Source organism: Streptomyces yokosukanensis, assembly GCF_001514035.1.
Taxonomy (GTDB): domain Bacteria; phylum Actinomycetota; class Actinomycetes; order Streptomycetales; family Streptomycetaceae; genus Streptomyces; species Streptomyces yokosukanensis.
In genome coordinates this window covers 493,496-517,196 of sequence record NZ_KQ948210.1, presented here as the reverse complement: position 1 = coordinate 517,196, position 23,701 = coordinate 493,496, and the positions used below count along the sequence as shown (strand labels likewise).

The 23,701-nt window shown below is 73.3% G+C and carries 23 protein-coding genes and 1 pseudogene; 14 read left to right on the top strand and 10 right to left on the bottom strand.

The window, feature by feature from the left end:
- Positions 1-59 precede the first annotated feature (59 nt).
- From AQI95_RS15070 to AQI95_RS15060, 3 genes are all read right to left on the bottom strand, one after another.
- Positions 60-533: an NUDIX hydrolase gene (locus tag AQI95_RS15070; RefSeq protein WP_067122759.1), complete on the bottom strand. Its 474-nt coding sequence runs from the start codon at positions 531-533 to the stop codon at positions 60-62.
- Complete coding sequence (locus AQI95_RS15065; RefSeq protein ID WP_067122756.1) at positions 530-2,068, bottom strand: ATP-dependent DNA ligase; 1,539 nt, start codon at positions 2,066-2,068, stop codon at positions 530-532. The genes AQI95_RS15070 and AQI95_RS15065 overlap by 4 nt, the downstream gene beginning before the upstream one ends.
- An 85-nt stretch (positions 2,069-2,153) precedes the next feature.
- Entirely contained in the window at positions 2,154-3,107 is a 954-nt protein-coding gene (locus tag AQI95_RS15060; RefSeq protein ID WP_067122753.1) for an NAD(P)/FAD-dependent oxidoreductase, read from the bottom strand.
- 65 nt (positions 3,108-3,172) lie between these two features.
- Between AQI95_RS15060 and AQI95_RS15055 the strand changes: the two genes are divergently transcribed.
- From AQI95_RS15055 to AQI95_RS15030, 6 genes are all read left to right on the top strand, one after another.
- A complete protein-coding gene (locus tag AQI95_RS15055; RefSeq protein ID WP_067122751.1) occupies positions 3,173-3,745 on the top strand; it encodes a helix-turn-helix domain-containing protein in 573 nt (190 codons plus the stop codon).
- 109 nt (positions 3,746-3,854) lie between these two features.
- The gene (locus tag AQI95_RS15050) at positions 3,855-4,820 is read left to right on the top strand and encodes an NADPH:quinone oxidoreductase family protein (protein WP_067122748.1); all 966 of its coding nucleotides are present in this window, start codon (positions 3,855-3,857) and stop codon (positions 4,818-4,820) included.
- Positions 4,817-5,998, top strand: a complete 1,182-nt coding sequence (locus AQI95_RS15045; RefSeq protein WP_067122745.1) for an acyl-CoA dehydrogenase family protein — start codon at positions 4,817-4,819, stop codon at positions 5,996-5,998. The genes AQI95_RS15050 and AQI95_RS15045 overlap by 4 nt, the downstream gene beginning before the upstream one ends.
- Positions 5,995-7,068 (top strand): acyl-CoA dehydrogenase family protein, encoded by a 1,074-nt coding sequence (locus tag AQI95_RS15040; RefSeq protein ID WP_067122742.1) that lies wholly within the window; start codon positions 5,995-5,997, stop codon positions 7,066-7,068. The genes AQI95_RS15045 and AQI95_RS15040 overlap by 4 nt, the downstream gene beginning before the upstream one ends.
- 112 nt (positions 7,069-7,180) lie before the next feature.
- The gene (locus AQI95_RS15035) at positions 7,181-8,044 is read left to right on the top strand and encodes a phosphatidylinositol-specific phospholipase C/glycerophosphodiester phosphodiesterase family protein (RefSeq protein ID WP_067122740.1); all 864 of its coding nucleotides are present in this window, start codon (positions 7,181-7,183) and stop codon (positions 8,042-8,044) included.
- Positions 8,045-8,147: 103 nt separating this feature from the next.
- Positions 8,148-8,342 (top strand): hypothetical protein, encoded by a 195-nt coding sequence (locus tag AQI95_RS15030; RefSeq protein ID WP_067122737.1) that lies wholly within the window; start codon positions 8,148-8,150, stop codon positions 8,340-8,342.
- A gap of 2 nt (positions 8,343-8,344) precedes the next feature.
- Here the strand turns inward: AQI95_RS15030 and AQI95_RS15025 are convergent, their stop codons facing one another.
- The 3 genes from AQI95_RS15025 to AQI95_RS15015 form a co-directional block, all read right to left on the bottom strand.
- Complete coding sequence (locus AQI95_RS15025; RefSeq protein ID WP_208614176.1) at positions 8,345-9,583, bottom strand: phosphodiester glycosidase family protein; 1,239 nt, start codon at positions 9,581-9,583, stop codon at positions 8,345-8,347.
- 84 nt (positions 9,584-9,667) lie between these two features.
- Entirely contained in the window at positions 9,668-10,027 is a 360-nt protein-coding gene (locus tag AQI95_RS15020) for a DUF779 domain-containing protein (protein WP_067122731.1), read from the bottom strand.
- A gap of 99 nt (positions 10,028-10,126) precedes the next feature.
- Positions 10,127-10,474 (bottom strand): VOC family protein, encoded by a 348-nt coding sequence (locus AQI95_RS15015; protein WP_067122727.1) that lies wholly within the window; start codon positions 10,472-10,474, stop codon positions 10,127-10,129.
- Positions 10,475-10,551: 77 nt separating this feature from the next.
- Here AQI95_RS15015 and AQI95_RS15010 point away from each other — a divergent pair, with 77 nt between their 5' ends.
- Positions 10,552-11,037 carry a hypothetical protein gene (locus AQI95_RS15010; RefSeq protein ID WP_067122724.1) on the top strand — a complete coding sequence of 162 codons (486 nt, stop codon included), beginning with the start codon at positions 10,552-10,554 and terminating at the stop codon, positions 11,035-11,037.
- Between the two features lie 42 nt (positions 11,038-11,079).
- Here the strand turns inward: AQI95_RS15010 and AQI95_RS15005 are convergent.
- Positions 11,080-11,451: pseudogene (locus AQI95_RS15005) on the bottom strand (cytosine permease); the annotation flags it as partial.
- 191 nt (positions 11,452-11,642) lie between these two features.
- Here AQI95_RS15005 and AQI95_RS15000 point away from each other — a divergent pair.
- The gene (locus AQI95_RS15000) at positions 11,643-13,286 is read left to right on the top strand and encodes an amidohydrolase (RefSeq protein ID WP_067122718.1); all 1,644 of its coding nucleotides are present in this window, start codon (positions 11,643-11,645) and stop codon (positions 13,284-13,286) included.
- 66 nt (positions 13,287-13,352) lie between these two features.
- Here the strand turns inward: AQI95_RS15000 and AQI95_RS14995 are convergent, their stop codons facing one another.
- From AQI95_RS14995 to budC, 3 genes are all read right to left on the bottom strand, one after another.
- Positions 13,353-13,988 carry a DedA family protein gene (locus tag AQI95_RS14995; protein ID WP_067123166.1) on the bottom strand — a complete coding sequence of 212 codons (636 nt, stop codon included), beginning with the start codon at positions 13,986-13,988 and terminating at the stop codon, positions 13,353-13,355.
- Between the two features lie 153 nt (positions 13,989-14,141).
- A complete protein-coding gene (locus AQI95_RS14990; RefSeq protein WP_067122716.1) occupies positions 14,142-15,104 on the bottom strand; it encodes an alpha/beta fold hydrolase in 963 nt (320 codons plus the stop codon).
- A 132-nt stretch (positions 15,105-15,236) separates the two neighbouring features.
- Positions 15,237-16,010: a meso-2,3-butanediol dehydrogenase gene (gene budC / locus AQI95_RS14985; RefSeq protein WP_244188746.1), complete on the bottom strand. Its 774-nt coding sequence runs from the start codon at positions 16,008-16,010 to the stop codon at positions 15,237-15,239.
- 278 nt (positions 16,011-16,288) lie between these two features.
- On the opposite strand from budC, the gene AQI95_RS14980 reads away from it, so the two are divergent.
- From AQI95_RS14980 to AQI95_RS14955, 6 genes are all read left to right on the top strand, one after another.
- Positions 16,289-17,050: a DeoR/GlpR family DNA-binding transcription regulator gene (locus AQI95_RS14980; protein ID WP_107121652.1), complete on the top strand. Its 762-nt coding sequence runs from the start codon at positions 16,289-16,291 to the stop codon at positions 17,048-17,050.
- A gap of 27 nt (positions 17,051-17,077) precedes the next feature.
- Positions 17,078-17,467, top strand: coding sequence for a sensor histidine kinase (locus AQI95_RS14975; protein ID WP_079071260.1), 390 nt, complete (start codon positions 17,078-17,080; stop codon positions 17,465-17,467).
- Positions 17,468-17,817: 350 nt separating this feature from the next.
- On the top strand, positions 17,818-21,222 hold the full coding sequence (locus tag AQI95_RS14970) for a CHAT domain-containing protein (RefSeq protein WP_079071259.1): 3,405 nt from the start codon (positions 17,818-17,820) through the stop codon (positions 21,220-21,222).
- On the top strand, positions 21,219-21,896 hold the full coding sequence (locus AQI95_RS14965; protein WP_067122707.1) for a hypothetical protein: 678 nt from the start codon (positions 21,219-21,221) through the stop codon (positions 21,894-21,896). The genes AQI95_RS14970 and AQI95_RS14965 overlap by 4 nt, the downstream gene beginning before the upstream one ends.
- Complete coding sequence (locus tag AQI95_RS14960) at positions 21,896-22,561, top strand: RES family NAD+ phosphorylase (protein ID WP_067122704.1); 666 nt, start codon at positions 21,896-21,898, stop codon at positions 22,559-22,561. Before AQI95_RS14965 ends, AQI95_RS14960 begins: the two co-directional genes overlap by 1 nt.
- Positions 22,562-22,618: 57 nt before the next feature.
- A complete protein-coding gene (locus AQI95_RS14955; protein ID WP_067122701.1) occupies positions 22,619-23,695 on the top strand; it encodes a macro domain-containing protein in 1,077 nt (358 codons plus the stop codon).
- Positions 23,696-23,701 lie beyond the last annotated feature (6 nt).

Below are 23,701 nucleotides of genomic sequence, written 5' to 3'. Positions count from 1 at the left end.
AGCGGGCTTGACTCGACCTTCGCGCGCGGGCGTGCCGTCCGCAACGCGTGGCGTCCGGTTCAGCCCGAGTGCTCGGCCAGCCGGTCGAGAAACGCGCTCTGGGCCGTGATGATCAGCTCACGCGCCCGGTCCAGACCGAGCCACTCCACCCGGTCCAGCTCCGGGAACTCCTGCTCCCGGCCGGAGCGCGGCGGCCACTGCATGGTGAAGGTGCCGGGGCTGAAGGCGCTCAGGTCGAAGTCCGCCTCGACGGCCCACACCGTGACGATCTTCCTGTTCCGCTGCGCGACCTCGCCCAGCGGCAGGGCCGCCCCGTCGGGCGGCGCCAGCCCCAGCTCCTCGCGGAACTCGCGCCGGGCGGCCTCCCAGGCGGGCTCGTCGGGCTCGTACTCGCCCTTGGGGACGGTCCACGCCCCCGCGTCCTTCTTCGCCCAGAGCGGACCACCCATATGGCCGAGCAGTACCTGGACGCCGTCGTCGGTGTGCCGGAACAACAGCAGTCCCGCGCTGCGTTTGGTCGCACGCACCGTCACGGTCGGACCTCCGGGTGGGCCGCCAGCAGGGCCTCCACCGTATCGGCCTCCTCGGGGCGCTTGTCCTCGCGGTAGCGGACCACGCGGGCGAAGCGCAGGGTGACGCCGGCCGGGTAGCGGGAGGAGCGCTGCAGGCCGTCGTAGGCGATCTCCACGACGAGTTCGGGGCGGACCCGGACCACCCAGCCGTCGTCCTCGACGGCCAGGGCCCGCAGCCGCACGGTCTGCCAGGCGAGCATCACATCGGTCATGCCCTTGAAGGTCTTGCCGAGCATGGCGAAGCTGCCGTCCGGGTTGCGGGCGCCGAGGTGGAGGTTGGAGAGCTTGCCCGTGCGGCGGCCGTGGCCCCACTCGGCGGCCAGCACGACCAGGTCGAGGGTGTGGACGGGCTTGACCTTCAGCCAGGAGGCTCCGCGCCGGCCGGAGCTGTAGGGCGCGTCCAGCGCCTTGACCACCACGCCCTCGTGACCGCGTTCCAGGGTCTTTGCGAGGAAGCGTTCCGCCTCCGTGATGTCCTCGGGCCCGGAGGCGACCGTCCGGCGCACCCGCATCGGCTCGGGCACCAGCCGGGCCAGCCGCGCGTGCCGCTCGGCGAAGGGCAGGTCCAGCAGATCGGTGCCGTCGACCGACAGGGCGTCGAAGAACACGGGGGAGACCGGGACCGCCCCGGCGGCCTTCGCCACATCCGTCCGGGAGCCGACCCGGCCCGCCGTCTCCTGGAAGGACCGGGGCCGCCCGGCGGCGTCGAAGGAGATCACCTCGCCGTCGAGGATGAACCGCTCCCCCCGCAACTCCCGTGCTGCGGCGGTCACTTCGGGCAGCCGATCGGTGATGTCGTCCAGGGTGCGGGTGTGCACGCGGACCGTGTCGCCGTCCCGGTGCACCTGCACCCGGATGCCGTCCAGCTTCTCCTCCACCGCGCACGCGCCCAGCTTCGCCACCGCCTCGGCGACCGAGGAGGCGCTCTGCGCGAGCATCGGCAGCACCGGGCGGCCCACGGCGAGCCGGAACCGGTCGAGCGCGCCGGGCCCTTCGGCGAGCAGGGCCCCGGCCACCGTCTGCAGCGACCCGGTGAGCATCACCGCCCGGCGTACGGCGGCCGGGTCGGCGGCCGTCGCCCGCGCGAGGCCCTCCACGGCGACCGCGTCCAGCGCGCCCTGCCGTACCTCGCCGGTGAGCAGGCCGAGCAGGAAGCGCTGCTCCTCCTCGGTGGCCGCGCCCATCAGCTCGGCGACGAGCCGGGCCCGCTCCGCCTGCGCGCCCGGCCCGGACACCTTGCCCAGCTCGCTGAGCAGCGCGTCGACCTCCTGGACCGTGAGCGTGGGCCCGGCGGCCGGCGGCACCGGGCGGCCCAGCACCTTCCAGCCGACGCCGAGCCGGCCCTGCGGCAGCCGGCCGGCCAGATACGGGATGACGATCGGCACATCGTCCGCCTCCGCCTCCCCGAACAGCTCCGCGAGCAGCGCGGTCTTGCGGGAGCGGGCGGCCGCCTGGGCGACCTCCCGGGACACCTGGGCGAGCCGGGCGAGCAGCATGCAGCCATGGTGCACCAGCGCTCCGCCGGGTGCGCGGCGTCCCGTTCGCGAGTGCGCCGTGCCTGGGCCGCGGGCCCCGTGCCCCTTACCGGGTGTCGTCGTCGAGGTCGGCCATGAGCAGGTCTGTGTTGATCGCCGCCCCCGCCCGATAGCCCCCGCTCGCGGCGTTGATCACCTGCTCGGCGAAGCCGCTCGCGTTGCCCGCCGCCCACAGTCCGGGCACGCTCGTCAGGCCCCGCTCGTCGATCACCGGGTAGGCGCCGAACGGTGTCTCGCGCAGCTCGGCGCCCAGCCTCACCAGCAGGTCGTTGCGGGGGACGGGCCGCGGGGCCGCGTACAGTACGGCGCGGTCGTGGACCGTGCCCGCCTCGGCGGGGGCACCCCCGGCGAGCCGGACCCCGGTGAGCCGGTCGTCGGTGACGACCAGTTCCGCCACCCGGCCGGGCACCACCGTGACCCCGGCGGCGGACAGCCGGCGCACATCGTCGTCCGTCAGCTCCGACTCGCGCACCTCGTGCAGGAAGAAGTACACGTCCTTCGACCACTGGGTGACCATCAGCGCCTGGTGCACGCTCAGCGGCGAGGTGGCGAGCACCCCGGTCGGCAGGTCACGGACCTCCCAGCCGTGGCAGTACGGGCAGTGCACCACGTCGCGGCCGAACCGCTCGGCCAGCCCCGGCACCCGGGGCAGCTCGTCCCGCAGCCCCGTGGCGATCACCAGCTGCCGGGCCCGTACCGTCCGGCCGCCCGCGAGCGTCGCGGTGAAGCCCTCGGCGTCCCGGTCCGCGTCCACCACCCGGTCCCGGACCAGCTCCACGCCGTACCGGGCGATCTCCTCGCGCCCGGCCGCCAGGAACTCGGCCGGTGACATGCCGTCCCGGGACAGATAGCCCTGCATGTGCGCGGACGGCGTGTTGCGCGGCTCGCCCGCGTCGACGACCAGCGTGCGGCGCCGGGCCCGGCCGAGGACCAGCGCGGCGGACAGGCCGGCGGCACCGCCGCCGACGACGACTACTTCGTACCTGTTGTTCTCGGTCATACGGCGACCGTCGCCCGGAGCCTGCGCTATTGACAAATGCATTTGCCGTTCCTGCAATGGGGAGCATGAGCACGGACGACGTTCTGGCGGAGGTGGGCGCCCGGCTGCGGCGCATGCGCAAGGAGCGGGAGGTGACCCTGGCCGCGCTCTCCGAGGCCACGGGGATCTCCGTCAGCACCCTCTCCCGGCTGGAGTCGGGGCTGCGCAAGCCCAGCCTCGAACTGCTGCTGCCGATCGCCCAGGCCCATCAGGTGCCGCTGGACGAGCTGGTGGGCGCGCCGCCGGTGGGGGACCCGCGTGTGCGGTCCAAGCCGATCGTGCGCGGCGGGCGCACCCACTGGCCGCTGACCCGCCAGCCCGGCGGCCTGCAGGCCTACAAGGTGCTGGAACCGCAGCGCGCACGCGAACCGGACCCCCGCGCCCACGAGGGGTACGAGTGGCTGTACGTCCTCTCGGGCCGGCTGCGGCTGGTCCTCGGCGAGCACGACGTGGTGCTCTCGGCGGGGGAGGCCGCCGAGTTCGACACGCGCGTGCCGCACTGGTTCGGCTCGACGGGCGAGGGGCCGGTGGAGTTCCTCAGCCTGTTCGGGCCGCAGGGCGAGCGGATGCACGTACGGGCCCGGCCGTCGCGCACGTGACTCGGCCGACTCTCGCCCCCTGACGCGGTCGGTTGTTCCCTCATTGGCAAGCGACCGCTTAGTATGCCGTCGGACCCGGTCACCCGAAGCAGTCCCCTGGAGGCCCCGCATGCAGGCATGGCAAGTGCACGAGAACGGCGAGCCGAGCGAGGTGATGCGCCTGGCGGAGGTGGAGCGGCCCACGCCCGGCGACGGCCAGGTGCTGCTGCGCGTCCGCGCCGCCAACATCAACTTCCCGGACGCCCTCATGTGCCGGGGGCAGTACCAGGTGCGGCCGCCGCTGCCGTTCACGCCCGGCGTGGAGATCTGCGGCGAGACCGAGGACGGCCGCCGGGTGATCGCCAACCCCGCCCTGCCGTACGGCGGTCTTGCCGAGTACGCCCTCGCCGACGCCCACGCCCTGCTGCCCGCGCCGAAGTCGCTGGACGACGCCGAGGCCGCCGCGCTGCACGTCGGCTACCAGACCGGCTGGTTCGCCCTGCACCGCCGGGCCCGGCTGGAGGCGGGCGAGACCCTGCTCGTGCACGCCGCGGCCGGCGGCGTCGGCAGCGCGGCCGTGCAGCTCGGCAAGGCGGCCGGCGCCACCGTGATCGGTGTCGTCGGCGGCGCGGACAAGGCCGCCGTGGCCCGCGAGCTGGGCTGTGACGTGGTGGTCGACCGCCGGAGCGAGGACGTCATCGCGGCCGTGAAGGAGGCCACCGGCGGCCGGGGTGCCGATGTGATCTACGACCCCGTCGGCGGTCAGGCCTACGCCCAGTCCGCCAAGCTGGTCGCCTTCGAGGGCCGGATCGTCGTCGTCGGCTTCGCGAGCGGCACCGTCCCGAGCCCGGCCCTCAACCACGCGCTGGTGAAGAACTACTCGATCCTCGGCCTGCACTGGGGCCTGTACGCGACCAAGAACCCGAAGCTCATCCTGCGCTGCCACGAGGAACTGACCGAACTGGCCGCCAGGGGCGTGATCAAGCCGCTGGTCAGTGAGCGCGTGCCGCTCGGCGAGGCCGCCGCGGCCGTGCAGAAGGTGGCGGACGGCCGGACCACCGGACGCATCGCCGTGGTGATGGAGGGAGCAGCATGACCGACGCCGAAGAACTGCGCCGCCGCGCCCGGGAGCTGCTGGCCGCGCACCCTCCCGCGGACACCGACCGCCTCGACTTCCTGCGCGCCCGCTTCGACGCGGGACTGGCCTGGGTGCACTACCCGCAGGGCCTCGGCGGCCTCGGCGTCCCACGCTCCCTGCAGGGCGTCGTGGACGCCGAGCTGCAGGCCGCGGACGCCCCCGACAACGACCCCCGGCGCATCGGCATCGGCCTCGGCATGGCCGCGCCGACGATCCTCAAGTACGGCACCGAGGAGCAGAAGCGACGCTATCTGCGTCCCCTGTGGACGGGCGAGGAGGTCTGGTGCCAGCTGTTCAGCGAGCCCGGCGCCGGCTCCGACCTCGCGGCGCTCGGCACCCGGGCCGTACGGGCGGGCGAGGACTGGACGGTCAACGGGCAGAAGGTGTGGACCTCCAGTGCCCACATCGCCCGCTGGGCCATCCTCATCGCCCGCACCGACCCGGACGTGCCCAAGCACGCGGGCATCACCTACTTCATCTGCGACATGACCGACCCCGGCGTCGAGGTCCGGCCGCTGCGCCAGATCACCGGCGAGGCCGAGTTCAACGAGGTCTTCCTCACCGACGTCCGCGTCCCCGACGACCGCCGCCTCGGCGAGGTCGGCGACGGCTGGCGGGTCGCCCAGACCACGCTGATGAACGAGCGCGTCTCCATCGGCGGCATGGCCCTGCCCCGCGAGGGCGGCATGATCGGCCCGGTGTCCAAGACCTGGCGCGAACGCCCCGAGCTGCGCACTCACGAACTCCACCAGCGCCTGCTGAAGCTGTGGGTCGAGGCCGAGGTCTCCCGCCTCACCGCCGAACGCCTGCGCCAGCAACTCGTCGCCGGCCAGCCCGGCTACGAGGGCTCCGGCATGAAGCTCGCCTTCGCCCGCCTCAACCAGGAGATCAGCGGCTTGGAGGTCGAACTGCGCGGCGAGGAGGGCCTGTTGTACGACGACTGGACCATGCGCCGCCCGGAGCTGGTCGACTTCATCGGCCGGGACGCCGGCTACCGCTATCTGCGCTCCAAGGGCAACAGCATCGAGGGCGGGACCAGCGAGATCCTGCTGAACATCGTCGCCGAGCGGGTCCTCGGCCTGCCCGCCGAGCCGCGCACCGACAAGGACGTCGCCTGGAAGGACCTGGCCCGATGACCGATCTTCTCTACTCCGAGGAGGAAGAGGCGCTGCGCGCCGCCGTCCGCGATCTGCTCACGGATCACTGCGCGCCGGCGGACGTCATCGCCCGTGCCGAGTCCGGCACCCCGCACGATCTCTCCGTGTGGAAGTCCCTCGCGGAGGGCATGGGCCTCGCCGGGCTCCTGGTGCCCGAGGAGCAGGGCGGCCAGGGCGCCTCCGCCCGCGAAGCGGCCGTGGTGCTGGAGGAGCTGGGCCGCGCCGTCGCCCCCGTGCCGTACCTCACCAGCGCGGTTGTGGCCACCGAGGCCCTGCTGGCCTGCGGTGACGAGGAGCTGCTGGGGCGGCTGGCCTCCGGGCGCACCATCGGCGCCCTCGCGGTCGGCCTGCACACGGCGCCGGGCGCCGCCGTCACCACCGTACGCGCGCAGAACGGCACTCTGCACGGGGAGTTGACCGGCATCGCCGACGCGGCGGTGGCCGACGTCCTGCTCGTCCCGGCCGACGACGGCGCACTGTACGCCGTGGCCTCGGACGCCGTCACGGTCACCCCGCAGGCCTCCCTCGATCTGACCCGGCCGCTGGCGACGGTACGGCTCACGGGTGCTCCCGGCCGCCGTGTCGGCGACGCGGAACCCGCCGTACGACGCGCCCTGCGCGCCGCCGCCGGACTGCTCGCCTCCGAGCAACTCGGCCTCGCGGACTGGGCGTTGACCGAGACGGTGCGCTATCTGAAGGAGCGCAAGCAGTTCAACCGGCCGGTCGGCGGATTCCAGGCGATCAAGCACCGGCTCGCCCAGCTCTGGCTGGAGGTCGTCAACCTCCGGGCGGCCGCCCGGGCCGCCGCCGACGCGCTCGCCTCCGGCGAGGACACCGACGTGAGCGTGGCCGTCGCCCAGGCCTACGCCGCACCCGTCGCCGTCCACGCCGCGGAGGAGGCGCTGCAGCTGCACGGCGGGATCGGTATGACCTGGGAGCATCCGATCCACCTGTATCTGAAGCGGGCCAAGGCGGACTCCATCGCCTACGGCACCGCGGGGGCCCACCGCGCGGCGCTGGCCGAGCTGGTCGATCTCCAGGGACCCTGACCACCCGAACAAGTGAACAGGTGGCGAACTCCCTTCCGGATGGGGCCTGTTGGGTGTGTGCTGAACGCATACTCCCTTCGGTCCCATCCGGCATCTCAAAGGGAGGCAGAGCATGGCCCTCACCACCCGTCGCAGAGCCCTCACCACCCTCGGCGCCACCCTCGCCGGGGCGTTCGCCCTGCCCGGGTCACAGGCCTGGGCGGGCACCCCCCACCGGGGACGGCGTCCGCTGTGGAACGCGCACGCCCACAACGACTACGAACACCCCCGGCCCCTGTCCGACGCGCTCGACCACCGCTTCGGCAGCGTCGAGGCCGACATCTTCCTCGTCGGCGACCAGCTGCTCATCGGTCACGACGCCTCCGAGCTGGACCCGACCCGCACCCTCGAATCCCTCTACCTCGACCCGCTCGCCGCCCGGGTCCGGGCCAACCACGGCTCGGTGTACCGGGGATGGCGCCGGCCGCTGCAGCTCCTGATCGACATCAAGACCGAGGGCTCGTCGACGTACCTGGAACTCGACCGCCATCTGCGCCGCTTTCCAAACCTGTTCACGCGGTACGCGCACGGCCGGGTGCACCCCGCCCCCCTCACGGCCGTCATCTCCGGCGACCGCGCCGCCCGCATCCCCATGGAGGCGCAGCAGGAGCGGCTCGCCTTCTACGACGGCCGGCTCACCGACCTCGGCAGCACCGCCCCCGCCTCCTTCATCTCGCTGATCAGCGACAACTGGACGCAGGTCTTCACCTGGTCGGGGGACGGCGCGTTCCCCGACGCCGAGCGGCAGAAGCTGCGCGGCATCACCGCCGCCGCGCACGCGCGGGGCCGGCAGGTGCGGTTCTGGGCCACCCCGGACGCCGCGGGCCCGGCCCGCGACGCCCTGTGGGCGGAACTGCTCGGCGCCGGCGTCGACTATCTCAACACCGACGACCTGGCAGGCCTGGAGACCTTCCTGGACGCCCACGCCACCGCGTGACACCACACGTTCGGGGGACACGTCAGCCGCCCGGACGAACCCTCCGCTACGCCACACTTGCGGCCGAACGCCGCACAAGGGGCGTGGCGGAGGAGGGTTCCCGATGGCCGTTTCCATTTCTGCGGTGCTGTTGCTGCTGATCCTGGCCGTGATCTTCATGCGCAACGGCGCGTTGAAGATTTCCCACGCCCTGGTCTGCGTACTGCTCGGGTTCTACCTGGCCGGCACGAGCATGGCGCCCACCATCCACAGTGGGCTCATGACGACCGCGGAGCTGGTGAGCAGCCTGCGGCCCTGAGATCAGCCGGCGGAGAAGACGCCGATGCCGTTCGCGACGGGGCGTTCGGCACCACCGCTCGGATGGTTGCGGACCGTCACGGCGCTCGCCCCCGCGTCGCGGGTGACCAGCTCCGTCGAGCCGCCGCCGTCGAGGTTGAACGCGTCGGACGCGCCCAGCGACCGCATGGTGCCGGCCTCCTCCGCGACCGTCATACCGCTCCGGTACGCGGCGGCCCCGTCCAACGCCAGGATCAGCAGCTGCCGTCCGCCGTCCTTGAAGCCCACGACCGTGCGCACCGCCGAGGTGACGTTGTCGAGGCCGGACAGCGCCGTCCCGTCCCTCAGGACCGGGAAGCCGCCGATCGCGAACGCGTACGGCACCCCGGACGAGGCGGCCGCGAGGCGGTGCGTCACGGTCACCGCGTCACCGACCGAGACCTTGCGCAGCTGCTGCGCGCCCGCCTCGCGGCCGACGAGGACCGTGGTGTCCGCGGGGATCGCGCCACTGCCCGGGGAGTCGGTGGCGGAGACCACCCGGCCGTCGCGCACCTTCACCTCGTAGGTGTCCGTGCTGCACGGAGCCGACCGCTGACTGTCGGTGCCGCACACGGACCGCCTCCGGGAGGCGCTGCCCCACTTCGAGGTGAAGGCGCCGACGGAGTTCTCCGGGAGCGCGTACTGGTTGAGGCCCTGCAACGTGAGTCTGCCTTCGGGGGTGTCGACGCCGCCGACGAGGGACAGCCGGTCGAGCCGGGCCCGCCGGTCGGTGCCCACCCCGATGACGTCCTGCGTGTTCGTGCCCGGCGGCAGCGAGGGCCCGAACCGCTGGCCCTTGGGCACCGCCGCCTTGAGCACCTGCCCGTCCGCGATCGCCGGTCCGACGCTCGCGCCGGTGGCCTCCACGCCGGGGTGCTGGGTCTCGGTGATGTTGAAGAAGTCGCCGTTGACCCCCGCGACCGCCCCGGACGAGTCCGCCATCTGGGAGACCGTGCCCCGGGCCGCCACCGCGCCCGGGTGGAGGAGGTCGACCCGGACATGCGGATTGCCCAGGTCGACCGTGAGCAGATGCGCGTGCGTCCTGCCCGCGCCCGCCTCGACGTCGAACTGCCGGTAGGTGACCCCCGGCACGATCCGCTTGCCGACCGGAGCGGCATCGGCCGGCGTCGCCCCCGCGAGGGCGGCACCGGCCAGCACTCCGAACGCCGTGACAACTGTGAGAACCGCTCTGCCCGCTGCCGAACGCCTGCGACGTCTGGTCACCGTGCCCCCTGATGTCTCGTCAACTGTCCCTGTCGTACGGGTTTTAAGGGGCAGTGGACCAGAACGCGACGACAGCCGGGCCGACTAGACGTCGACTACGCGAGAACGGGTGAGAAAACGCACCCCCTCGGGTGCTTCCAGCGAGAAGCCGCTACCCCGTCCGGGTACGACGTCGACGATCAGCCGGGTGTGGCTCCACGCCTCGTACTGGCTGCGGGACATCCAGAAGGTGACGGGTTCGGCCACGCCGTCCACCGCCAGCTCGGCCAGCAGTACGTCCGAGCCGCCGGTACGGAACTCGCCGTCGGGATAGCACATGGGCGCGCTGCCGTCGCAGCAGCCGCCGGACTGGTGGAACATCAGCGGACCGTGCTCGGCGCGCAACCGCCGTACCAGGTCGGCGGCCTGAGGGGTGAGTTCGACGCGCGGGACTTCCTCGTCCATGGGTCACCGTCCTGGAGAGCGGGGGCGCGGGCGTGGGCCGGACCCAGTCTCATGGATCGTCACAGACCCGTCCAGCAGGCGTGGTTGCCCCGCAGGCGTTCAGCGATGGCCGAGTACGTTCACCACCCGCCCGTCGGGGTCCCGCACGAAGAACCGTCGTACGCCCCACTCCTCGTCCGTCAGCGGGTGCACGATCTGCGCGCCGCGCCTGCGCATCGCCGTGTACGCCGCGTCGACGTCCTCGACCTCGATGCTCAGGTCCGGGGCCACGGGCGCGGTGCGGTCCTCGGCCATCACGCTCAACTGCACGGCCGGGTTCCCGGGGGAGGCCAGTGTCATGATCCAGCCGTGGTTCATGACTTCCTCCAGTCCCAGCTCCCCGTAGAACTCCGCGCTGCGCGGCAGCGAAGACGATTGGACGTTGGGCACGACGCGGCGTGCAGGCATCTCGTGGCTCCGCGGGGCGATGGGCTGTCGTGGACGGCGGCCACCCTAGTGGGCCGTGGGGTTGAGAGGATGGGGGCATGAGCGCTTTCTTCGGTCACCCCGAGCCGCGCCTCGTGCTCGACGGCGAATATCCGTGCTGGGACGAGCCGCTGGCGGCCGTGAACCGGGACCTGGCGGCGACCTTGCCCGACCAGCGTCCCCTGCGCCTGATCGCCTACCCGGAGAGCGAGGACCTCGAGTACGTCTACGTGGCCCTCTCCAAGGGCGAGGCGCACGGCAACGCGTTGATCCCGACGGAGTCCGCCGCCGAAGCCCTGACGGCCGTCGCCGACGCGGCCCAGGACACGGTGTCGGAGCGGCTGTGGCGGGCCTGGCCCCTCTGCACCGTCCATGATCTCGGCATGCACCCGCGCGACATCGACGGACGGCCGTCCTGGTGGTGCGCCGGCGGCCCCCGTCCGGGCGACCCGGCCCATCTCCGCGCGGCGATAGGCGAACTGGACACGGTCCAGCAGCCCCGCCCCACCCCCCGCAAGCGCCCCAAGAACCGCAGACTCCGCTGACCCGTCCGGCACGTACCCGGCCGTCCGGGCGTGGGAGTGCCGTCAGGCGGTGACGTGGATGCGGCGCGTCAGCAGTGCGTACGCCGCCGAGGAGACCACCAGACCCGTCGGCAGGGCCAGGTCGACGCCGCCCAGGGCGGCGGCCACCGGCCCGGTGTAGACGGTGTCGACGCACAGCGCGGAGACGGCCACGCCGGACGCGAGGGCCAGTACCCCGGCCCAGTTGAACCCGCCGGTGTACCAGAAGGGGCCGGTGCGGGACTCGTCGCCGAGGGCGATGCCGTCGTAGCGGTTGCGGCGCAGCACGATGTCGGTGGCGTAGACAGCCGTGCTCGGGCCGAGCAGCACCACCGTCAGCTGCAGCACATTGCCGACGGTGTCGAGGAAGTCCGAGACGAGCAGCGCGTACAGGGACGGTCTGGGCGCCCATGCCAACACCGTGACACCACAACGGCCGGCCGCGGTGCTGCGCATGCCCGTGACGACCGCGGAGCGGGAGCTGGGCCTGCCGCCCGGCGCCTTGGACCGCACCGTCTGACCTGCGCCCCTGGTGCTCCGCCCGTCTGCCTTTTCCTGCCTTTCCGCGTCCTTGTGAAGGAGTCCCCGTGCCCGCCGATCTCGTTCTGCTCTCCGCCCGGCTGCTCGACCCCGGGACGGGCCGGCTCCTTCCGCACACCGCGCTCGCCGCACAGGACGGGCGGATCGGCTTCCTCGGCGCCGACCGGGAGGCCCGCGTGTTCGCGGGACCCGGTACGACGGTTGTGGACCTGCGCGGAGCCGTGGTGACCGCGGGCCTCACCGACGGGCATCTGCACCCGGTGTCCGGTGCCGAACGCACCATGGGCGTCGACCTGTCCGGCTGCCGCGACCTGGAAGCCCTGCGGACCACGCTGGCCGCGGCGGTACGGGAGCTGCGGCCCGGCGCCTGGCTGCGCGGCTGGGGCCTGGACCCCAACGCCTTCGGCACCGCCCCCGTCGGCAACGCGTCCCTCGGCCCGGTCCTCGACGGTGTGCCCGCCTTCCTCGACCTCTTCGACGCGCACTCGGCCCTGGCCAGCGAGCGTGCGCTGGAACACGCCGGCATCGACGGGCCGCGCCGGTTCGCGCAGGGCTCCGAGATCGTCTGCGACGCCGACGGCCGGCCCACCGGACTGCTTCTGGAGGACGCCGCCTGCGCACTCGTCGAGGACGTCGCGCCCCGCCCCACCGCGGCCGAGGTACGGGCCCGCACCGCCGAGGTGCTGCGCGCCATGGCGGCCGCCGGCCTCACCGGCGGACACGCCATGGACGCCAACGGCGACAGCCTCGCCGTCTACGGCGCCCTGGAGGCCGAGCAGGCGCTGCCCCTGCGGCTGCGGATCGCCCCCTGGTGCCGGCCGGAGGCGGACGACGACGCCGTCGCCGGACTCGTCCGGCTCCAGGGCACCGGCGGCGCGCTGTGGCGGGTCGCGGGCGTGAAGCTGTTCATGGACGGCACCGTCGACAACGGCACCGCCTGGCTGGAGACCCCCGACTGCCACGGCGAGTCGGCGCACGCCTACTGGCCCGACCCGCAGCGCTACACCCAGGTCGTCGCCGCCCTCCACCGCGCCGGTGTGGCCACGGCCACCCACGCGATCGGCGACGCGGCGGTGCGCCACGTGCTCGACTCCGTCGAGAAGGCACGGACGGAGGGGCGGGGAGGGGGGTCGGGAGAGGGATCGGGGAGCGTACGGCACCGCGTCGAGCACATCGAGACCGTCCCGGACGACACCGTACGGCGGTTCGCGCAGCTCGGCGTCGCCGCCTCCATGCAGCCCACGCACTGCTGCGAGTTCACCCGCGCCGACCACACCGACAACTGGTCGCGGCGGCTCGGCGAGGAGCGCGCCGGACGGGCGTTCCGCTGCCGTGATCTGTGGGCGGCCGGGGCACGGGTGGTCCTCGGCTCGGACTGGCCCATCGCGCCGTACCCGCCGCTGCAGGTCATGGCCGGTGCCCGGCACCGCCGCCCCGCAGACCTCTCCCTCCCGCCGCACGGCCCCGACCAGGCCCTGACCGCCCTGCAGGCGCTCCAGGGCATGACCGTCAATGCCGCCTGGGCGGCGGGGGAGGAGACCGGGGCCGGCCGGCTCGCCGTCGGCCACCGCGCGGACCTCACGGTCCTGGCCGACGATCCGCTCACGGTGTCGGACACCGACCTCGCCGAGCTGCCGGTGCGGCTGACGGTGGTGGCGGGACGGCCTACGTACCGGGCGGCGGACCTGTAGCGCCGGGCGGCGCCGAACGCGGCTGCCCAGGTCCGGCGCGCGCCTTCGGCCGGAGGAGTCGCGCCGCTACTCGCCGGAGCGACGCCGGCGCCGGTCCCGCCAGGCCTCGACCAGGAGGGGCAGCATCGACAGGACGACCACCACGGCGACCAGGGGCAGCAGGTAGTCGTCGATGTGCGGGACGGAGGAACCGAGGCTGTAGCCGGCCAGGACGAGCAGCTGCGACCACAGCACCCCGCCCACGGTCTGCCAGAGCGTGAAGGTGCGCGCGGGCACGTCGAGCGCGCCGGCCACCGGGTGCAGGACCGTCCGCAGCAACGGTACGAACCGCCCGATGACCAGCGCCTTCCCATAGCCGTACCGGGCCAGCAGCTGCTCGGCCCGGGCCGCCGCCGCCTTCACCCGGCGGCTGGAGGTGCGGGCCAGCAGCGCCCGCCCGCCGCGCCGCCCGATCAGATAGCCGACCTGGCCGCCGGCCACCGCGCCGACGGCCGCGCACAGCAGCACCTGCCACAGCGCCAGCCGGGGCGGCTGGTCCGCGCTTCCGGCACACAGCACACCGGCCGGGAACAGCAGGGTGTCACCGGGCAGGAAGAAGCCGACGACCAGCAGACCGGACTCCGCGAAGATCACCACCAGGACGCCGATCGCGCCGAAGGCGGCCAGCACCGAGGCGCTGTTCAACGGGTTGACGGCGATCACCTGGCCGAGCCTCCTGGCCTGCTCGCAGGGGTACTCGCTCACCAGCATCGCCCGCGCACCCCGAAACCGCCCGCTCCGGTCAGGCGCACGGGAGCAGCGCGCGCAGCCCGTGGGTGCGTGGCCGCCCGCGGGAGCCGCGCGGGGCGGTCGGGCTCAGGGGCAGGCCTTGAGGAACTCGATGAGGGCCGCGTTCACCTCGTCCGGGCGCTCCTGCTGTGTCCAGTGCCCGCAGCCCGCCAGCTTCAGGGGCGCGCGCCACAGGTTCGGCATCAGCTCGGGGAGCTTCGCGATGAGTTCGGGCGTGCCCGGGAAGGCGGGGACGACGTCATGGTCGCCGTAGACGTAGAGGGCGGGGCGGGTGACACGGGCGCCGTGCCACGGAGCGGTCAGCTCCCAGTTGCGGTCGAGGTTGCGGTACCAGTTGAGGGCCCCGGTGAAGCCCCGCGAGAAGCTCTCGGTGAGTGCGTCGAGGTCGTCCTCGGTGAGCCACTGCGGCAGGACCTCGGGGTCCGCCATGTCCACGAGCCAGCCGCGATCGGGGTCGACCAGCGGCTGCCGGCCCTCGCCGGCGTGGGGCGCGTCACCGGAACCCCAGGTGAGGAACTTCCGCAACGTGGTGCGCGTGTCCTCGGCGAACTCGGCGTCGGCGACACCGGGGCGGTTGAAGTAGTTCCAGTAGAAGCGGCCGCCGTACATCTTGTCCATGGCGGCCAGCGGAGGCTGCGTCCCCCGGAACGGCGGCGGCACGCTCAGCCCGGCCACCCCGAGCACCAGGTCCGGCCGCAGCAGCGCGGTGTGCCAGGCGACCGGCGCGCCCCAGTCGTGCCCGACGACGTACGCCTTCTCCTCGCCCAGAGCCTGGATCAGCCCGACGACATCGCCGACGAGATGGAGGATGGAGTACGCCTCGACGTCGTCGGGATGCTCGCTGCGCCCGTATCCACGCTGGTCCGGGGCGACCACGCGGAAGCCGGCGTCGGCCAGCGGCCCGAACTGGTGGTGCCAGGAGTGCCATGACTCGGGGAACCCGTGCAGGAGCACCACCAAGGGGCCGCTGCCCTGTTCGGCGATGTGCAGCCGAATGCCGTTCACGTCCATCATTCGATGCTCGACCATGCGCCTGAGCGTACGTGAAGCGATCTTCGGCACCGAGTTTTGAACAGGCCAATGGTCGTCCTGCGGGCCGGGGTCCCGGCCCGCAGCGCCGAGCGTTCAGGGTGTTCTGGGCGTTCCGGGTGCTCAGGGCGGTCAGAACATGCGGGGCTGGCCGTTCGACGCGCTGAGTCCGCCGTCGACGGGAATGTGGGCGCCATTGACGAAACGGGCGTCGGGACCGGCCAGGAAGGCGATGACGGCGGCCACTTCGTCCGGTTCGGCAGGGCGTTGCATCGGAATGCGCTGACGGAACGCGGCGAGCGTGGCCTCGTTCTCCATGATGGGCGCGGTCACCGCGGTACGGGTGAGGCTCGGGTGCACGGCGTTGACCCGCACCCCCTCGTGGCCGTGGTCGAGCGCCATGGCGTTGGTCAGGTTGACCAGTGCCCCCTTGGCGGCGTTGTAGGCGGCCAGGCTCCAGTCCGCGCCGAGCCCGGAAGCCGAGCCGACGTTGACGATGCAGCCCCCGACGCGCCGCAGATGAGGCAGCGCGGTGCGGGACGCGAAGAAGACACCGTCGACGTCGACCGCGAAGATGCGGCGCCAGGCGGCGGTCTCGGTGTGCTCGACGGTTCCGGCCAAGCCGATGCCCGCGTTGTTGACCAGCACGTCCAGCCGGCCGTGTTCGCGCGCCACCGCGTCGATCAACTCGGTGATCGACGACTCGTCGGAGACGTCCGCGACGCGCGGCACGATCGTCGCACCGGGCGGCGCGTCGGCGGCGGACGCCTTGAGCCTGTCCTCGTTCCGTCCGACGGCGATCACCGTGGCACCCTCGCGCCCCAGCCGATACGCGGTGGCGGCGCCGATGCCGGACCCGCCACCGGTGACGATCACGACTTTGCCCGCGAACCTGTTCCCGTCCACTGTCACTCCTCATCGCACGCCGACCGGGTCAGTCACCGGCGTCAGGTAAACCCGACAACGCGGACGACGCAAGACCGCCCCCCGCCGGGCACGCACCCCCACGGCCGTCCGGCGCGGCGCGCACCGATCGGTCCCGTGCGGGGGTGTCAGCAATCCGTAGGATCGGGTGTCCGGGCCGGTCCGCGCATGACGAATCCCTGACGGACGGCGGCAATTGCTGCTTTCAGCGCATGCGACGAGGTGTGATCTTCGTACGGCCCGCGTACGGGGGAGGCATGGTGCAAGGCGACGAGCGGCAGCAGTTGATACTTGAGCGGGCGCGGGGCCAGGGATCGGTCGGTGTGCGGGTCCTGGCCCGGGAGCTGGACGTGTCGTCCGAGACGATCCGGCGGGATCTGCGCGTCCTGGAGTCGTACGGCTTGCTGCGGCGCACGCACGGTGGTGCGTATCCGGTGGAGACCCGGAGTTTCGAGACGTCGTGGGAGACGCGGACCCGTCGTCTGGTTCCGGAGCAGAGGCGGATCGCGGCGGCCGCGGTGGGCCTGATCGGACCGGCGGAGACGGTGTTCGTCGACGAGGGGTCCACCCCGGAACTCGTCGCCGAGGCGCTACCGGGCGATCGGCCGTTGACAGTGGTGACCGCGGCGCTGGCGGTCGCCCACCGTCTGAGCCGGCGGGAGAACACGACGGTGATCCTGCTGGGCGGTCAGGTGAGGCGGAGTACCCGGTCCGTGGCGGGGCCGTGGGTGGAGCAGATGCTGAGCGAGTTCGTCATCGATCTGGCGTTCGTCGGTGCGAACGGGATCTCGTGGGAGCACGGGCTGACGACCCCGGAACCCGCGGCGGCCAAGATCAAGGCACAGGTGATGAAGGTGTCGCGGCGCAAGGTCTTCTGCGGGGTGCACACCACGTTCGGGGCGGTGGGTTTCTGCCGCTTCGCCGACGTCCGCGAGTTCGAGGCGATCATCACCGATACCGGCCTGCCCCTGGCCCAGGCGCGTCCGTTCGCCCGGGAGGGCGGTCGGGTGCTGCGGGTGTGAGCGACGACCTCCACCACGGAGCAGGGCCTGCGCTCGGCGGTGGACAACCTGCTGACCAATGCCTGGACCCACGGCCGTGCCGAAGACGGCGTCGCCCGCATCGAAGTGACCCTGGACTCGTTCGGCGGTCCGTACGAGCCGGCCGCGGTGCTCACCGTGGACGACCACGGGCCCGGCGTCCCTCCCGACCGCCGCGAGGACGTCTTCCAGCGCTTTCACCGCGGCCCCGACAGCCCTGGCTCCGGCCTCGGCCTGACCCTGGTGGCCCAGCAGGTCGCCCTGCACCGAGGCCGGATCACCGTGCGGGACGTGGAGCGCACCCTGCCGCTGCTGCACCGGGACTGGCCGACCAGCACGGCCGGCACGCCACCGGACCCCGCTCGGACGGCTCCTGGCCGGGCTTCGCCGGACGGCTGACCCGGATCAGGAGGCCGCACCGGCAGGCTGGGCGGCCCGGCCCGGTGACGGCGCCCGGAGAGCGGCAGGCACCGACACGCCCCCGGGTCGCACCGATCGCCGCGGCCCTGGGCGCATACCGGTTGGGAACCGGGCGTGCTTCGGGACAGGGCTTCACCCCGCGCGGACCGTGCTGCTTCGCTGGCCGGGTGAGCCGACCGGCAGTACCTGGCGGCCCTCCCCGATGACCCACCGTCCGCCGCGAAGGCGGACATCGACGCACTGCGGGACCGGCTGCGCACATCGCGGCGGGAGATGAGGGAAGGACTGGGAGCAGCGGACAGCGACGCTCGGCAGGTTGAGGGGGAGATGTGACCGACGAGGGGATCGAGGACAGCGGGGCCGTCCGGGCGCTGCGCGCCTGGGTGATGGCCGCCACGAAGCGGGCGCTGCGGCTGTATCCGCCGGGCACCCCCGCCGCCGACCCGAATGTGTACGACGGCTCGATCGCCGAACTCGACGAGCTGGTGCGGCTGCTGGAGCACGACGCGGAACTGCGGGCCACGGTGACGGTCCAGCTCGGCTCCCTGCTCACGATGCGGCACCTCGCCAGAGGCGGCGTGCCGCAGGACCGGGAGCGCGCCCGGCGCCTGCTGCGGGAGGCCCGGGACCCCGCCACGGCGACCGGGGCGGCGACGGACGCGGACGACAGGAGGTGGGCCGCGCTGGCTCTCCTCTCCCTCGTGCTGCCCCTGCCGAAGACGCGCCTCGGCGACGATCGGCCGCCCGCTCTGTCCGGCCTGCTCGACTGGCACACCGAGCTGGGGCCGGCGGGGATGGCGGACGCCGTGGTCGAGATACGGGAACTGCTGGCCGAGGTCGAGAACCTGCCGCTGCCGCCGGAGCGGCACGCGGAGCTGCGGCGGACGAGCACGGTGCTCGCGCAACTGGCCGGGCCCGGCTCGCCCGTCGACACGATGCGCCGGTTCATGGACGGGATGTCCGGCGCATTCACGCACGGGGACGACATCCAGCGAGTGGCGGACATGTTCTCGGGGCTCACCGACCCGCAGCCGGGTCCGGAACCCGCCCCTCGCGAGGAGGGCCCCGCCACGCCTGATCCGGCCCCCGGCGGCACCGAGTCGTTCGTCGCCCTGAACGCCGTCGTCCCGTCCCTGTTCGAGGCGATGGAAGCGGCGCGGAGCGGCGATCCGCAGGCCCTCGACCGGGCGCTGGGCCGACTGCGGGACGCGCACCGGCGGATGCCGCCCGGCCATGAGCTGGGACCCCAGGTCGAGATGGTCACCGCCGCCATGCTCCAGCTGAGCAGGACGGTCGGCGGAAGCCTCCACGACGAGGCGCTCGGCCGTACCACCTTGGAGACGCTGGGCGAGCAGACCGGTGTGTTCGCACCGGACCCCGCGCATCCGGTGGACCGCGAGTTCGCCGTCCTGCTGCGCGTGCTCCCCCTCGCCATGCGGCTCCGCGCGGCCCACGAGTCGGAGGACATCGAGACCGTGCGCGCCGTGCATGCCGAACTCGTCGCACTCGAAGCGGAGACCCCCCATGACCACAAGCTCCGTCACGTGGTCATGGGGGGTCTCGCCCAGGCCTGCATCACGCTCGGCATGCTGACGGACGACAACGACATGGCGCTGCGCGGCGCCGACTACTTCGACGAGGCCACCGCGGCGGCGGACTCGCTGCCCCCGTTCCTCAGGCAATGGATCGGCCAGGCCGCCGGCGGCGCCGACGCCCTGCGCGCCAGGGTCACCAACGACCCGACGCTGCTGCCGAAGCACACGCCCCTGCCGCCCGACGCACCGCGAGGGCAGCAGTGGCTCTCCACGATGTCCCAGTCCCTCCAGTACGGCCTCACCCACGACCCGGCGGCACTCGACCCCCTCATCGGTGAACTGGAGCAGATCCGCGACGAGATACGGCAGGGCGGGCAACCCTGGTTCGCCGCCGACGCCCTGTGGCAGCTGGCGGTGGCCTACCGGGCCCGCTGGCACCACACCGAGGACGCGACGGCTCAGGCCGCGGGCACGGACACCGCGCTGGAGGCGCTGCACGTACTCGCGGGCGACGTCATCCTGCAGCGCGGCGCCGAACACGGCCTGCTGACCGCACGCTCCGGCGCCGAACGCGGCGTGCAGGCCGCCGTCTGGGCCGCCTCGCAGGGCCGTGTGGAAGACGCGCTGGCCGCGTTGGAACTGGGCCGGGCCCTGGTGCTGCACGCGGCGTCCACCGCACGCGCCGTACCGGAGCTTCTCGAAGCACGCGGGCATGAGCAACTCGCCGCGGCATGGCGGGACTCCGACACGGGTTACGCCGGCACGGGTGACTCCGCCACGGGCGCAGCCGGCACGGAGGACGGGCCGCCGGGGGAGCTGCCGAGCACCCTGCGCCGCCGCGCCATGGAGGCGCTCGGCCACCGGCAGCAGCGCCTGTTCACCACACCCACGGCGCACGAGCTGGCGGACGGCCTCGCCGCGGCCGGAGCGGACGCGCTCGTCTACCTGCTTCCCGGCAAGGGCGAGATGCAGGGGGTGGGGATCGTCGTGTGCCCGGACCACAGCGTCGGCGTGGGCGGCCTCCCCCTGCTGTCCGACACCGGGAGCGCGCCGCTCGAGCAGTACCTCGACGCGGCGGCCGCACGCTCGCGCAGCCTCGGCGATCCGGGCGCCGAACAAGCCTGGGAGGAGGCCCTGTCGAAGCTGTGCGACTGGGCGTACCACGCCGGGCTCGAAGACGTGCTCCACGTGGTCGAGGAGCGGCGGGCAGCCGCTCCACCCGGCGACGAGCGCCCTCCGGGCCCGCTCAGGATCGTCCTGGTGCCGTGCGGGCGGCTGGGCGTCGTCCCCTGGCACGCGGCCCGCCTGCCCGCGGCGGCGCCCCACGACTACGTCTGCCAGAGCGTCGTCATCAGTTACGCGGCGTCCGGCGGCCAACTGCTGCAGACCGTGCGGCGCGCCCCCCGGGACACGGCCGGCGCCGCGGTCCTGATCGCCGATCCCCGGCAGGAGCTGACCCACGCCGAGCGGGAGGCCACCGCGCTCCACGAGGCCTTCTACCCGCAAGCACGCCTGTACGGCGAGTTCTACGAACCGCCCGTGGAACCGGTGGCGGCCGGCACTCCCGACGAGGTCCTCGCGCTCCTGTCCGCGCCCCCCGCGCTGCTGCATGTGGCCTCGCACGGCTCCGCGGGGGTGCGTCCGACGGTGTCGGCGCTGCATCTCGCCTTTCCGGCCGGCACCGACGTGCTGTCGGCCGAGGAGGGCGGCCCCGGGGCCGAGCCCGACCTGGGCATGCTGACCGTGACCCGGCTCCTCGACGGGCCGTGGCACGAACAGCCCGGCGCACCGGGGCCGTTGGTGGTCCTGAGCGCCTGCGAGACCGACCTCAGCACCCGTGACCACGACGAGGCCCTGACCCTGACGACGGCCTTCGTCTCGGGTGGGGCACGCAATGTGGTGGGATCGCGGTGGACCGCTCAGGACGGGGCCTCGGCGCTGATGATGGCGGTGTTCCACCACTATCTGACCGTCGAGGGGCAGGGGCCGGCGGACGCGCTCAGGGCCGCGCAGCTGTGGATGCTCGACCCGGACCGAGAGAATCCGGGCTCGCTCACCGGCGAGCTGCTGCGCGAGATCCGGCGCCCGGGTCTCGAACGCCTGCCGGTCTGGGCGGCGTTCATCCACCAGGGGCACCCGGGTCCGGCAGGGGCGACGCCGGCCGCGGCCCGCTCCGCCTCCACGGAGGGAGCCGTATGAACCCCGAACAGCTGCTCGGCCTCGTCGGCGAACACCGGGACAGCATCCACGCGGCCCTCGACGGCGAGCAGTACGCGCTGCTCCTCGCCCGGCTGGGCGCGCTCGCCGAGGCGGCGGAGGCCGACCCCAAGGCCGTGCGCCGGGCCCTGCAGGGTGTCAGACTCGCTCTGGTCCCGCTGCCGCTGGACCATCCGGTCCGGGTGGCGCTGGACTCCGTGCGCCTCGCGGGCCCCGCGATCGACATGGCCGTGGTGGCCGGTGCCCGGACCCTCCTGGAGCGGCTCTCGCAGCCGCCGCCCGTCCCCGACACGGCGGTGATCATCCGCGCGGCGCAGGCCCGGCTGCTGGCGGCGCCGGTGCTGGACCTCTCCGTCGTGCGGGCCCGTTGCCACTCCGCCGGCCTCGACGAACCGCCGCCGGAACTGATCCGCCTCGACGACGCGGAACGCGGCGACCGCTACCCGGCCTTCCAGTTCGCGGGGGCGGCCGGCGGACCGATCCCCGTCGTGCTCCGCGTCAACCGCATCCTCGTCGCCGGCATCGACCCGTGGGGAGCCGCCGACTGGTGGCTGAGCGGCAACGTCCAGCTCGGCGGAAAACCCGCCGCACTGCTCGGGGAACTCCCCGACGAGCAGCTGATCGGCGCGGCCACGGCACTCGTGGAGGGGGACTGATGACCGGCACCCTTCCCCCGTCCGCCTTCGTGATGCGCCCCAACAGCCGCCTGCTGCCAGCCGGTTCGCTGCTGTGGCGGATGCACAAGGCGAAGCGGCCGGCCAACCGGTTCAACCCGGTTCCGGCCGACGCCCACTTCGGCGGCAACCGCTTCGACGGCACCGAGTCGGACCCGTACCAGTACCTGTATCTCGCCGACACCCCGGCCACCGCACTCGCCGAAACCCTGCTGCGCTCCCTGGAGTTCGATCCTGAGACCGCGACGCGTCTCGTCCCGTACGCCGCGGTCCGGGGCAAGTCCCTGACGCTGCTGCGCACCCGATGCGAACTGATCCTGGTCTCACTGGTCACCGAGGCGGACCTGGCCGCCGTGTGCCAGGACTCGTGGCTACTCGAAGCCGAGGGCGAACGCTATGCCAAGACCCGCCGCTGGGCCAGCGAGATCCGGGCCCAGACACCCGAGGCCATGGGCCTGATCTGGCAGTCCCGGCGCAACCGGCCGCACCTCGCATCGGTCCTCTTCCACGACCGGTGTGCGGGCGAGCCGCTCGCCGTCGTGCCGGGCGAAGGCATCCCGGCCATGGACTCCCCGGCCGGCGTGGGGAAGACGAACCAACTGCTCGCCCCGCTGCGCGCCGCGGTCGTGCCGCCGCGTTCCGACTGATCGCCGGTGTTGTCTGATCGCTTGTGGCGGTGTGGCGAGCGGTGTCATCGTGACTGCATGGCGCCACTATTGGACCACGCGTCAATTGTCGCGGAACTCAAGCAGGTTAGGCGGTCCGGGCCCGTCAGGCTGCGCGACCTCGCGCTGCCCGCCCTGCGGCAGGCGGCCGCCGCCCGCACCCCGCACGCCTCGGTCGAGGAGCTGCTGCGGCTCGCCGTGGCGCGGATCGACACCGACACGCTGCGGACGGCCGCCGAGTACACCCTCGGTCTGGCCCAGGGCACCCGGGACTGGCCGCCCTCGTCACGCCGCAGCCGCGCGGCCCTGGTCTACGGAGTCGGCGTGGAGCGCTTTCGCAAGTACCAGGAGCTGGTGGTCCTCGGGCAGGTCGCCGACCAGATCGTGGAGCTGGCGGACGGCGGCGCCGCACAGGCCTGGAGCGGGTCCTCGCACCGGCACGTGGACGTTCGGGCGGCCGGCCGCGGCGTCCGCCTGACGCTGCACGTCCACCCGGTCGACCTGCTGCGGGACGTGGACGTCGTGGTCTCGCCGAGCAATACGTACTTCGGGCTGCCCGAGCCGTACAAGTCCTCCGTCTCGGCCTCGCTGCGCCGGGCGGGCGCGGTGCGCGGGGTGACCGGTGACGTGCTCGACGACCCGGTCCACGACGGGCTGCGCAAATGGGCTTCCCGGCAGGGCACCTACGGCCGCCCGGTCGTCCCCGGCACCGTGGCCCCGACGGAGTCCGGCGCCCTCGTGAGCCAGGGGATACGCCGGATCTACCACGCGGCCGTGGCCGTGCCCCGGGCCGGTACCAACGACTACGACGTGCTCCCCGCCGATGTCACCCGGGCGGCATCCCGGGTCCTCGCGGTACTCGCGGACGAGCACGACCACTTCACGCCGCCGCTGCGCTCGGTGTGCTTCCCGCTGCTCGGCTCGGGGCGCGGCGGCCTGCCCTACGAGGTCAGCCTGGCCGCCGTGTGGGCCGCCGTGGAGGCGGAGCTGGCGCGCGGCGCGCACTGGGACCTCCACTTCGTCGTCCGGACCCCGGCCGCCGCCGCGCTCCTGGAGCGGCTGCCCACCAGGATCCGCCCGGCTCGCGCCCAGTCCGCGACCGGACGGTCCTGTTGACTGGAA